Here is an 11,897-nt window from a genome sequence, read left to right on the forward strand (position 1 = left end):
CACAGGTCTTGGAAGTGTGATGAATATAGAGTATTTGCACTTAAATTAACAAAAATGTAACGTTTGGAAATGCAATTGTCATAACTAGCTTCTAACTTTGTGTTTTTAGGACAAATTACCGACTAAGTGGTTGGTACTGTAAGTTCGAATTAACGTCCCTTATTGGCACACAAGGATGATTGAGTCACCACGTCATTTGGGCATAAAAACAAACACAATAAGAAAGGAAGTCAATATGTCTTTGTCTCGTCGAGACTTTATGAAAGCTGCCTCTTCAACGGCGATTGTTACCGGGCTGGTGGGCTGTGGTAGCGATGCTAGTGAATCTGTTGCGGTTACCTTTGAGCACGGAGTGGCGAGTGGAGATCCTACTCAAACACAAGTAATCATTTGGACTCGTGTTACAACCTCAGCAAGCTACGCAGATGTAAGCTGGCAAGTTTCATCTAACGAAAATTTTACTGATATCGTGCAAAGTGGCACTTTTGCCACAGACACGAGCCGAGATTTCACGGTAAAAGTCGATGTTCAAAATCTCAATGCAAATTCTCGCTACTACTATCGATTCATGGTTGGAGATGTCACTAGCGAAGTCGGGCAAACTCAAACATTACCAGAAGATGGTGTAGAAAAGGCATCCATGGCGGTTGTTTCTTGTGCAAACTATCCTGCTGGTTACTTCCATGTGTATCGAGAGATCTTAAATCAACATGAGCAAGAACCGTTTGATGTGGTGCTTCATCTCGGTGATTACATTTATGAGTATGGTGCTGGTGGCTACGCTAGTGAAGATGCTGAGGCACTAGGGCGAGAGCCAAGCAAAGGCACTGAATGTATTACCTTAGATGATTACCGAAAACGGTATGCGCAATATCGCCAAGATGCTGATTTGCAAGCGTTACATGCGAACCTACCAATGATTGCTGTCTGGGATGACCATGAGCTTGCAAATGATAGTTGGAAAAATGGTGCGGAAAACCATCAAGAAGAGGAAGGCAGTTTTAATGATCGTCGTGCAGCTGCGGCTGCCGCGTGGACAGAATGGTTGCCCGTTCGTGAAAACACTTTCTCAAACATGCTGATTTACCGTCAGTTTTCGTTTGGAAGTTTAGTCAATTTGATGATGCTCGACACGCGACTTGTGGGGCGTGATAAACCGTTGGATTATTTCTCGCTCAGCTCACCAACGATGGAAGCTATTGGCGGTTTAGTTGCTCAGTCGCGCAGTCAAGACCGAGAGCTGTTAGGCGGTGACCAACTCGCTTGGCTGATGGATGCGTTCAGTACGCACGACGCAACTTGGAATGTGCTAGGGCAACAAGTGTTAATGTCTCGTATGGAGTTGCCAAGTTCGGTTATGACCGCGATGTTTCAATTGTTTACTGCCACTGAAGAACAAAAAACAGAGGCGTTATTAGCGGTAAACTCTGCGATTACGGGTTATCTCTCTGACCCAAGTTTAGATACCATTGCTTTACCATATAACCTAGATGCATGGGATGGTTACTACGTTGAGCGAGAGAACGTTTATCAACTGGCCAAAGCCAGCAGTGGTAACTTTGTCTGTTTGGCAGGAGATACGCACAACGCATGGGCAAGTGAGCTTAAAGACGTATCTAAGCATCCTATCGGGGTAGAGTTTGCGACTAGCTCTGTGAGTTCCCCTGGGTTAGAGGCCTACCTCGCGTTAGACCCTGTTGCGATCGCTCAAATGGAATACACGCTGCCGCACTTAGTGTCAGAATTACAGTGGGCAGACATCAAACAGCGTGGCTTTATGCGCGTTACTTTTACGCCCGACAGGGCAGAGTCGACCTGGTATTTCGTATCAACGATTAAAGACAAAACATATCAGGTGACGACCAAGTCAGCCTCTACAACAGATGGCACTACGTTAAATATCGGCTAAACTGAGCCTAATACGAAAAAAGTCCGCAAGCTAGTGCGGACTTTTTATTGGAAAGCATTTAGCAATCTAGCGACAGTGCTAGTCAATCAATCCGTATTCTTTGCTCAGAACTTCGATGATTTCCGCTTTCGGATTCTCACTCAAATGAATCGGCTTGCCTATAATCTTCTCGGCAATACCAATGTAGGTGCTCGAAATCGCCATCAAAGATTCGACGGGTAAAGCATTATCACGAGCGAGTGCTTCACGCTCTGGCATACGTTCTTTATTTAGCAAGATATCTGGGTCAGGGAAGTGGTTAAGTAGGAACTGGCGGAAACCTTCTTTTGAGTTCTCTACGATGTGACCTGCTTGGTACTCTTTAGCATCCCATATACGAGACGAGTCTGGTGTACCCACTTCATCCATGTAAATCAGCTTTTCATTGCTAGCAGCATCATGAACATAACCAAATTCGAATTTGGTATCGACAAAGATTTGGTCGATTTCTTCTAACGCTTGGCTGATAACGTTAAAGCCTTCTTTCAGCAGTTTTTCGTAGAGTGCGATATCGTCGGCACTTGAGAAGTTAAATGCTTCGTAGTTGTCTACGATGTTTTGACGAGTAATATTAACGTCATCCGCTTCTGGCACACCGGGAATACCTTTTAGAATGCCTTTTGTGGATGGGGTCATTAGCAACTCTGGCAGTGCTTTGTCTTTTCCTAACCCTTCAGGAAGTTGGATTCCACAAAACTCGCGCTCGCCATTTGCGTAAGCGCGCCACATCGAACCCGTGATGTATTTGCGGCAGATGGCTTCGATTTTTACCGGTTTGGCTTTTTGTACAATCCAAACAAAAGGGTGAGGAATGTCTAGAATATGGCTATCTGCTAAGCCATTTTCTTTGAACAGTTTGAACCAGTGATTAGAAATCGCATTAAGCGCAGCCCCTTTACCCGGGACACCATTAAGACCACCTTCAGCATGCCAAATACAATCGAATGCAGAGATTCGGTCGCTAATCACCATGATAGCCAAAGGCGCATCTGGAGCGACATTGTATCCTTTTTCTTTGATCAGTCGGGCGCTGTCTTCTTCAGTTAACCAGTAAACTGAACGAACTTTTCCACTATGAACGGGTTTATGGGTGCGAATTGGCAGGTCGTCATTGACGGCAAGTACTTGATTAGCAAGGCTCATTGCGACATTCCTATCATCTTAATCAAACGTCAGAAAGAGAAGATATTCAGCAAAATGTGGGCGCTGAATAAATCGAATGTGGGCATCATACCAGAACTATTTTAACTCGCCAGAGAAAAAGCAAACGTTTGCCTGTTTTCTTTAATACAAAAAAAGCCCCCTTAAAAAGGAGGCGAGATGCAGGATGGATAACGTCGAACTTATTAGTGGTACTTATTAACTCTGCCTTCGACGAAAAAGACTTCACACTGATAGCGCTGCGCCATGTCGCGCAACATAGATTGATTCATAAGTGCAATTTTATTGGATGCGACAACAGCACTGGCATTGCCTGAGCGGATGGCTTTTATCACGATCTCGACTTCTGAAAGCTGTTGAGAGGGCTTCATTTGAATAACGTTTTTACAGCAAATATTAGAAGCAGTGAGTTGTTCAAAGTCTGGACGAGGGCAGTCTGCTGTAAACAAAATCCATTGTTTCTGCTGCGATAAAACAGCCAGCTTAGATAGAAGCTGATCCGAAACGGCCATGGGCTTAGTTGCTTGTGCCAATACGTTGTAACGAGAGTATGTATGAGATTGACTTTGTAACTGCATCTTACTGTTCCTTTATACATGCTGTATGTGTATACAGTAGTTTGTTTTGGTGACCTGATCAACCAGTTTCTCAAAAGTTATTTGCGGTTTTTTGAGAAGGAAATAAAAGGATTTGATTCTAAGTAATTGAATTTATGTGGTTGTTTTTCATTTTTGATATGTCTAACATCAATTTAAAAATGTGAGGTGAGTAGAAAACTGGACGAGAGACATACAGGGGTTTACTACTGTATATACAGGTGTTTTTCACGGACAATGGTTTGTATACAGTGGGAGAGGGCTGATAACCGATGCGACGTGCTATGTAGGATAGGAGGGAATACGAGATAGAGATTGGAAATAGGGCTTGGCCGATCAAAAAAGCGCCTTAAGAGGCGCCTTTGAAAATCAGTTCCGTTGATTCCGTCTTGCTTAGCTCGCTCGTTGCAAGCGTTCGCGCATTTGTAATTCGCCTTGGTTAAATAGGCGCACGTCGATTTTCGCCATGTCGTAACAAGCTTTACATGAGTAGTGGTGCTTGCCATCTAAATAATCGTGACGAGTTACAAGGCTAGGTTTTTTACACCAATCACAGGTGCCTTCTTCAGTGAACATTGATTTTCTCCCCACCTAGATTAATTTGAGTCGTTAGGTGTTATTTTGCGCCGGGCATTATGGCATAAAAGCGCGACTTAAGTTAAATGTCTGTTAATTTGTTTGAGAGGGAGATCGATTGCGGCGCTTGATTATATAGGTCTAAAAGCATGCTAGCCAAAGTATCCTGACCTATTTTTACTGTTTTGTAACATTTTGTGAGACGAGCTTAAAGGCATGATTGAGTCGCTTCATTTCTTCTTCACTGCCTCTTGTGTCAGGATGATAAAGCTTTGATAGCTGTCTATAGCGTAGCTTGATTGCTTGTAAATCAGGGATGTGTTGTGGTGTGTAGCCAAACATAGCACACGCGACGCTTAGCTTATGGTTCTCTGCCTGGGTTTTGGATTTCTTAAATTCTTTGAATACTTTCTCTAGCTGGCGTTTCAGTTGCTTGTTCGTAAACTCTAGCTCTTTTATTTTTTTCGCCATTCGTTGATTTTGGCTTTCCTCTTTGGCTTCAAGCGCTTTTCTATTCTGCTTAAGTTTCTTGATTACGAGAAAACTTAAGCCGCTGATGATGAGTATCGCCGCTAGCCAGATCAGCCATAAAAACTGCGAGTGTTCTACTTTGGGGTTTGCAACTGTGCTTTTCTCTTCTTGTGTTTGCTCTGCTTTTTTATCGAGCGACTTTATTTGCGAGACTTGTTTAGCTCGTAGTTGGTTGAAGCGCAGCTCTAACAGTTGATTATAAGCTTGTTCTGCTGCTGAATTATGCTGAGAAGCCATTTGATACAAGGCTTCAGTCAATTGAGAAGTTGTGACCTTACCTGGATTGCGCTGAATAAAATCGGCGAGAAGAAAGCCACGATCGGTTGGGTCATTGAGTGCGATAGAGGTTAGCCAATATAACGCTTGTGTTTCATTTTTTTCGCCATTTATCCCTTTAGCAAAGTCGTTCGCGAGCTGTTTTTGTGCAGGGAGGTAACCTTGGTTGGCGGATTGCTCTAGCCAGTAGCGCGTTTCTGGTGAGGCTTCAGCTTCGTTTGATGCCAATAATTGTTGTGCGTACTCGTATTGTTCGATGGGGTCATTTGGAGCTTGAGAGGCAAGCGAGTAGCCAGAAAAGCTGAGGCTAAATAAGCAGAGTAGGGCAGACGTTTTGACAGACATTAATATGTCAGGCCTAACGATAATGGTTAGGCCTGCTCCGGTAATTTTTTATTATTACCGTTATGGTGCAACCAAATTACTTCAGTGGCAAGATCTGGATTTCAACACGACGGTTGCACGCACGACCTTCAGAAGTTTGGTTTGAGCAAATTGGGTTACGTTCGCCGTAGCCGCGTGCAATTGCACGACCAGGTGCAACGTTTTGAGATACTAGGAATTGACGTACGGACTCTGCACGGCGCTCTGACAACGTTTGGTTGTATGACTCACTACCTGTGCTATCCGTGTAACCGTCAATAACGAGACTGGTATCTGGGTACTCAACTAGGATGCGAGCAACACCGCGTAGAGTATTATGGATACTAGCATCAAGCTGGTAAGAGCTTGAAGAGAAGCCGATACCGTTTTCCATACGCAGTAAAAGCTGATTTTCACCAACACGCTGAACTTGTACGCCAGAGTTTAGCAAAGCGCGACGTAATTCCGCTTCTTGTTGGTCAAAGTAGTAACCAACGCCAGCGCCAGTCGCTCCGCCTGCGGCTGCACCAATGAGTGCATGCTGACGACGTTCTTTAGCATCATCACCCGTTGCTAGGCCGATTGCTGCGCCAGCGATCGCACCAATAAGCGCGCCTTGCGTGGTGGAGTTAGTTTCGTATTCACCCGTTGTTGCATTTTGGCGTTGAGTGGCTTGACAGCCAGTAAGAGCTAGCACTAGAGCTAGTGCAATAGGCATCTTTTTCAAGGGAAAATCTCCGTATAAAACTGAGGCGAAACCATGCCTCATAATGGGATGCGAATTATGAATAAACAAGCATTAATATTTGTTATGAGAAAGTAAGATTGATAAGAGTTTCTGTAAGAAAATTCCTACCAATACTGCCAAAGCTCTCAAAGTAAGCCCCATAGACATCGAAGTCATTGCTGCTTATGTGAATCCTTTACTATTCTGGCTATTTCGATGAATCGCCCAACATTTTGCGTGCTTGTTCGCCGCCCACTCCACGGTTAACTGAAACCTTTCTACCTTTCTTTAAGCCCACTTCGTAGTCTTCAGTTAGGTTTTTCATTGCTTCTTTCAATTGCTTCTTGAACGTTTCGCGGTCAATGTTTTGGAATTCTTTATCAATATAGTCATTAATTTTATTGGCCGACTCTTCATCTGGAGAAATAATTGGCAATTTTTCAATCGCGCCTTCCACCCAGCCAGATACAAATGAGTTCACACGGCGAGTCACTTCCTGAGAAGAGGTGCCGGTGCCAGCAAAGCTGTTTCGGAATTGTCCGGTACTTTCGTTCATCTCGCGATAAACAATATCGAAAGCAAATGCAGCAAAAATAGCGCGATCTGCTTCACCGATAAATTCGACACGTTTGAGCCCTTTGTGATTCAACAATACTGCTTCGACACCGAATTTTGTGTTAATGCCGCGAATCACTCGCAATATGGTAGAACTGATGTTCGCTGGTAGCAGATGAGAAGATTGTGTTTTTCCCATTCTGATGAACTCAATATCGTCTTTATCGAGACCATATTTAAGCATGAGGCGATGTGCCATTTTGATAGCATTGGCAGCCTCATTAACATTAGCGGAATTGCCCAGTTCTAAGCACTTGGCGATTTTTTTCAGAGCTTTTTGTTTATCCATCGACAACCAGTAACGAAAGCAGAAAATTTATGAAGTCAGACATATTACCTTTTTTGACATAAAAACGAAATACAAGGTGGGACTGAAGATAATTTCTGCACATAAAAAGAAGCCTCGCATTAAGCGAGGCTGGCGTTTTAGTTCGTCGTAATCAGTATGAAGTCGTACTTGTGTCTAAGAAGCCATTCTTCATTAAGATTCGTTAGAATTACAACCCGAGCTGGTTGAGCAAGTCATCGGCATCATCGTTTGATCCCGACGATTTAGATTCTTTCTCAGCCAACTGTTTACGTGTTGCCTCTAAAATGTCGTCTGGGTTTTCGTCTTCAGCAACTTCAAACTCTTCCAGTTGGATGAACTCAGTTTTATCCATTGCTAGCTCGAGATAGAAAATATTGTTGTTTTCGGTGGAGAACGTCACTCTGCGCGCTTGAGGGCGGTCAAGGTTGGTATCAACTTGTAAGATAACTTGCTTATTCAGCGCCAGCATTTTTGGTTGGTTTTGTGTGATGTTCGTTTGCAGGTCTTTACGAATTTTATTAGTGAAGTCTCCGACCAGTTGATTCATGAGTTCACCCAGAACATCGCCTACCTCGTCAGAAGTATGAGATATTGCCAGTTCTTCTTCTGGCATGCCCATATTACGCATGTAGTTGGTGTAGATCTCCAGTGCGGCTTTTGCCGTAAAATTAATCACAACTAGCCCGGTAAATCCGCCATCAAACAGAACAAAACAGCCAAAATCTGGTTTGAGGCTAGTCTTGTGGATTTTTTGCACCATTGCTGAATAATTTACTTGAGAAGATGTCGCCGAAGTAAGTACGCCAGAAACAGACTGGCAAAGTTTGAGAAGGATATCTTCAGTGGTCACAATTTTATTTTTTTTCATTCTGAAAACTCATCTAGAAACGCGATTCGTTCCCCAATGTAAGGCATCAAGCGTGAAAAAATAAAGCATAAGTTTAATTATTGTATCGAGATTCTGATTTGCTCGTCTTTTTAAATGTTGTAAAGTGACGAAATTCAAAGAATATTACTTCACTAACTCTTTTGTGGTGTTTTTTTCGCTTAGCGCCAATTTGTATGAGAAGTGAGCAAATAATTACACAACCCGCAGCTGATCGGATCAGCGTCGTAGGGGCAGGAAGCAAATGTTACCAAGATTACACTCGCAAACTGATGTCGATCCTCTTGTTCTTAGTTTTCTGAAAGAGCTTGAGCACGCCGGATTCACTGGTGATATCGAAAGCCAATATTCAAGTCGACTAGCGGTTGCCACTGACAACAGTGTTTACCAGCAACTTCCTCAGTCTGTCGTTCATCCCAAAACGACAGAAGATGTTTCTCTCCTCGGGAAACTGAGCAATAAAGAAAAGTACGAACGAATTACCTTTTCACCTCGTGGTGGCGGCACGGGGACCAATGGTCAGTCGCTAACCAAAGGTATTGTGGTGGATATGTCTCGCCACATGAACAAAGTGCTTGAGATTAATGAGAAAGAAGGCTGGGTTCGTGTACAAACTGGTGTAGTGAAAGACCAGTTAAATGACGCAGTTCGCCCTTATGGCTACTTCTTCTCTCCAGACTTATCTACCAGTAACCGTGCAACGATTGGCGGCATGGTCAACACCGATGCTTCTGGTCAAGGTTCTCTGAAATACGGAAAAACATCCGATCATGTTTTGTCGCTACAAGCGGTGTTTGCTGATGGCTCAGTTTTAGAATCAGACCTGTCCAACGGCTACCCAAAAGAAGACGAGTTTGCTGCCAAGGCGCTACGTGTAACGGAATCCGTATGTCGTGAAAAACGCCAGCAGATCGTAGATAAGTTTCCTCCTCTTAACCGCTTTTTAACGGGCTACGATTTAAAAAATGCCTTGAATGAAGAAGGTGACCGTTTCGATATCACACGAGTACTGTGCGGCGCTGAAGGTTCATTGGCATTCATTACCGAAGCGAAGCTTAACCTGACGCCAATTCCGAAAGCGCGTACTTTGGTTAACGTTAAATACAACAGCTTTGATTCTGCACTGCGTAATGCACCGTTGATGGTCGAAGCGAAAGCGCTATCTGTAGAAACCGTTGACTCGAAAGTGCTTAATCTAGCAAAGCAAGATATCGTTTGGCACACCGTGAGCGATTTACTTACCGATGTTCCAAATAAAGAGATGCTTGGCATCAATATGGTGGAATACGCAGGTCAGGACGAAGAGGAAGTTGCTGCTCAGGTTGCAGCATTGACCGCCAAGCTCGATACCATGTTGGAAACAGAAGAAGCGGGCATTATCGGCTACCAAGTTTGTAACGATGTAGCTAGCATTGGGCGTATTTACAACATGCGTAAAAAAGCGGTGGGTTTGTTAGGCGCAGCAAAAGGTCGTGCTAAACCGGTCGCATTCGCTGAAGATACCTGTGTGCCACCAGAAAACCTGGCGGACTTCATTGTAGAGTTTCGAGAACTGTTAGACAGCAAGTCTCTGAATTACGGCATGTTTGGTCACGTCGATGCTGGGGTGCTTCACGTACGTCCTGCGTTGGATTTGTGTGACCCGCACCAAGAAGCATTGATGCACGAAGTTTCTGATGAAGTGGTCAAGCTGGTGGCGAAATACGGCGGTTTGATGTGGGGTGAACACGGCAAAGGTTTCCGTTCAGAATATGGCCCTGAGTTTTTCGGCGACGAGTTGTTTACTGAACTGAGACGTGTGAAAGCGGCATTCGATCCACACAACAAAATGAACCCGGGTAAAATCTGTACACCGCTGGATAGTGATGCAGAGCTTGTCAAAGTTACCGATACCAAACGTGGTTACTTCGATCGTCAGATTGACGTTCAAGTACGTGACAGCTTTAAACAAGCGATGGAATGTAACGGTAACGGTTTGTGTTTTAACTACGATACTAGCTCGCCAATGTGTCCATCGATGAAAGTAACAGCCGATCGTCGTCATTCACCAAAAGGTCGTGCAGGTTTGGTTCGCGAGTGGTTGCGTCAGCTTACTGAGCAAGGCATTGATATTCTTGACTTAGAAAAGCAAACACTAGAAAACAAAATATCAATCAAAACCATGATTGACCGCGTACGTCATTCTATCAATCGTCGTCACGAGTATGACTTCTCTCACGAAGTGTATGAAGCGATGAATGGTTGTTTGGCGTGTAAAGCGTGTGCGAGTCAGTGTCCGATTAAAGTCGATGTTCCGAGCTTTCGCTCACGCTTTTTAAACATCTATCACTCTCGTTATCAACGTCCTGCAAAAGACTATCTGGTTGCGAACATTGAGACTATGCTGCCGATGATGGCAAAAGCGCCAGGTGTCGTAAATGGTGTTTTGAAGCAGTCGTGGGTGAAAAGTTTAACGGCATCTACGGTCGGGTATGTCGATGCGCCGTTGTTATCAGTACCCACCTTGAAACAACGAGTAGAGTCGCTGACAACGCCTTATGATCTGCAAGCGCTCAGTGGTTTGTCTTCGTCTGAAAAGAGCAAGCATGTTTTAATTGTTCAAGACCCATTCACTAGCTACTACGACGCTGATGTCGTTGAAGACTTCGTTAAGTTATTGAAAAAGCTGGGTATGTATCCGGTACTTCTGCCGTTTAAGCCGAATGGTAAAGCACAACACATTAAAGGGTTTTTACGTCAGTTTAAGGACACAGCAGCCGACACAGCGAAGTTCTTGGCGATGGTAGCGGATTTGGATATCCCATTAGTTGGCGTCGATCCTGCTTTGGTGCTGTGTTACCGAGATGAATACGCTGAAGTGCTTGGCAGTAAGCGAGGTAATTTCGATGTACTAACAGCCCACGAATGGCTTTACCCAAGACTAGAAGCGTTTGAAAGCGGAGAGCATAAGGCGCAGGAACCTTGGTATCTGTTTGCGCACTGTACTGAAAAAACCAAAATGCCAAATGCGGAAAAAGAGTGGGGCGCTATTTTTGCTCACTTTGGTGCAGTTTTGAATACGGTACCTGTTGGTTGTTGTGGTATGGCGGGTACGTTTGGTCATGAGGTTGATAAGTTGTCGATGTCGAAAGATATTTACAATTTAAGCTGGAAGCCAAGCTTAGATAAGTTGGATAACGAGAGATGTTTGATTACAGGCTATTCTTGCCGCAGCCAAGTTAAACGCTTTGAAGGAACGAAGCCCAAGCATCCCGTTCAGGCATTGTTAACTTTGTTGTAATCGGACTAAATCAAGCCCAGTTTTACTGGGCTTTTTAGAAACCGTATTTAGACCCTTTCAAAGGATATGAATCTTGAGAAAACTTGAACTCAAAGTCCCACCTGTTGTGGTGTTTTTACTAGTCATACTTTTGATGTGCGGACTTAAAGTTTTGACGCCGAGCATGAACATTCGAGTACCCTTTGTTGAATTTGTAGTAGGTGTATTAACTTTGTTGTCTGGCTACATGGGCATTGCTGGCGTGTATGAATTTCGCAAAGTAAAAACCACAGTGAACCCAGTAAAACCTGAAGCGGCATCTTCTGTTGTAAGAACTGGTGTGTTTGCCTTTTCACGCAACCCTATGTACACGGCATTATTGCTTCTAATCATAGCAACTGGTTTGTGGTGGCAGCACTTGAGTGTGGTGCTTTGTGGCGTGATATTTGTCAGTTATATGAATCGGTTTCAAATCAAGCCTGAGGAACGCGTTTTAGAGCGATTGTTTGGTGAAGAGTATGTGGATTATAAAAACCATGTTCGTCGTTGGCTCTAAGCATTGCGTTTAGTTTTGTTTGGATGAGACATAAAAAGAAAGCCCAACGGTCGACGTTGGGCTTTCTTTTAGTAAACACGTTTTTTGTGCGCT

Annotated in this window: 10 protein-coding genes; 3 read left to right on the forward strand and 7 right to left on the reverse strand. The window is 43.9% G+C overall.

Annotation, left to right across the window (positions count from 1 at the left end; translation table 11 throughout):
- The first annotated feature begins 235 nt into the window (after positions 1 to 235).
- A complete protein-coding gene (locus R8N46_RS08835; RefSeq protein WP_115385880.1) occupies positions 236 to 1,909 on the forward strand; it encodes an alkaline phosphatase D family protein in 1,674 nt (557 codons plus the stop codon).
- 78 nt (positions 1,910 to 1,987) lie between these two features.
- On the opposite strand, the gene R8N46_RS08840 is transcribed toward R8N46_RS08835, so the two are convergent.
- From R8N46_RS08840 to R8N46_RS08870, 7 genes are all read right to left on the reverse strand, one after another.
- Entirely contained in the window at positions 1,988 to 3,091 is a 1,104-nt protein-coding gene (locus R8N46_RS08840; RefSeq protein WP_213972294.1) for a phosphoribosylaminoimidazolesuccinocarboxamide synthase, read from the reverse strand.
- Between the two features lie 203 nt (positions 3,092 to 3,294).
- Positions 3,295 to 3,687, reverse strand: coding sequence for a SulA-like leucine-rich domain-containing protein (locus tag R8N46_RS08845; RefSeq protein ID WP_005377962.1), 393 nt, complete (start codon positions 3,685 to 3,687; stop codon positions 3,295 to 3,297).
- A gap of 411 nt (positions 3,688 to 4,098) precedes the next feature.
- Positions 4,099 to 4,281 (reverse strand): hypothetical protein, encoded by a 183-nt coding sequence (locus R8N46_RS08850; RefSeq protein WP_005377960.1) that lies wholly within the window; start codon positions 4,279 to 4,281, stop codon positions 4,099 to 4,101.
- Between the two features lie 177 nt (positions 4,282 to 4,458).
- Entirely contained in the window at positions 4,459 to 5,433 is a 975-nt protein-coding gene (locus tag R8N46_RS08855; protein WP_318098378.1) for a J domain-containing protein, read from the reverse strand.
- A gap of 76 nt (positions 5,434 to 5,509) precedes the next feature.
- Positions 5,510 to 6,169: an OmpA family protein gene (locus tag R8N46_RS08860; protein ID WP_005377956.1), complete on the reverse strand. Its 660-nt coding sequence runs from the start codon at positions 6,167 to 6,169 to the stop codon at positions 5,510 to 5,512.
- 217 nt (positions 6,170 to 6,386) lie between these two features.
- Positions 6,387 to 7,082, reverse strand: a complete 696-nt coding sequence (locus R8N46_RS08865; protein WP_005377954.1) for a DUF2786 domain-containing protein — start codon at positions 7,080 to 7,082, stop codon at positions 6,387 to 6,389.
- A 208-nt stretch (positions 7,083 to 7,290) separates the two neighbouring features.
- On the reverse strand, positions 7,291 to 7,971 hold the full coding sequence (locus tag R8N46_RS08870) for a DUF3334 family protein (RefSeq protein ID WP_005388843.1): 681 nt from the start codon (positions 7,969 to 7,971) through the stop codon (positions 7,291 to 7,293).
- Between the two features lie 262 nt (positions 7,972 to 8,233).
- On the opposite strand from R8N46_RS08870, the gene R8N46_RS08875 reads away from it, so the two are divergent.
- Both R8N46_RS08875 and R8N46_RS08880 read left to right on the forward strand, forming a co-directional pair.
- Complete coding sequence (locus R8N46_RS08875) at positions 8,234 to 11,269, forward strand: FAD-binding and (Fe-S)-binding domain-containing protein (protein ID WP_115385883.1); 3,036 nt, start codon at positions 8,234 to 8,236, stop codon at positions 11,267 to 11,269.
- 73 nt (positions 11,270 to 11,342) lie between these two features.
- Complete coding sequence (locus R8N46_RS08880; RefSeq protein WP_115385884.1) at positions 11,343 to 11,804, forward strand: methyltransferase family protein; 462 nt, start codon at positions 11,343 to 11,345, stop codon at positions 11,802 to 11,804.
- The last annotated feature ends 93 nt before the right edge of the window (positions 11,805 to 11,897 follow it).

This window comes from Vibrio sp. 1874 (genome assembly GCF_033344395.1).
Lineage (GTDB): Bacteria > Pseudomonadota > Gammaproteobacteria > Enterobacterales > Vibrionaceae > Vibrio > Vibrio alginolyticus.

Coding starts and splice junctions, on each gene's coding strand:
- R8N46_RS08850 (WP_005377960.1), bottom strand. CDS start 4,281: ATGTTCACTGAAGAAGGCACCTGTGATTGGTGTAAAAAACCTAGCCTT.
- R8N46_RS08855 (WP_318098378.1), bottom strand. CDS start 5,433: ATGTCTGTCAAAACGTCTGCCCTACTCTGCTTATTTAGCCTCAGCTTT.
- R8N46_RS08875 (WP_115385883.1), top strand. CDS start 8,234: ATGTTACCAAGATTACACTCGCAAACTGATGTCGATCCTCTTGTTCTT.
- R8N46_RS08835 (WP_115385880.1), top strand. CDS start 236: ATGTCTTTGTCTCGTCGAGACTTTATGAAAGCTGCCTCTTCAACGGCG.
- R8N46_RS08845 (WP_005377962.1), bottom strand. CDS start 3,687: ATGCAGTTACAAAGTCAATCTCATACATACTCTCGTTACAACGTATTG.
- R8N46_RS08865 (WP_005377954.1), bottom strand. CDS start 7,082: ATGGATAAACAAAAAGCTCTGAAAAAAATCGCCAAGTGCTTAGAACTG.
- R8N46_RS08870 (WP_005388843.1), bottom strand. CDS start 7,971: ATGAAAAAAAATAAAATTGTGACCACTGAAGATATCCTTCTCAAACTT.
- R8N46_RS08860 (WP_005377956.1), bottom strand. CDS start 6,169: ATGCCTATTGCACTAGCTCTAGTGCTAGCTCTTACTGGCTGTCAAGCC.
- R8N46_RS08840 (WP_213972294.1), bottom strand. CDS start 3,091: ATGAGCCTTGCTAATCAAGTACTTGCCGTCAATGACGACCTGCCAATT.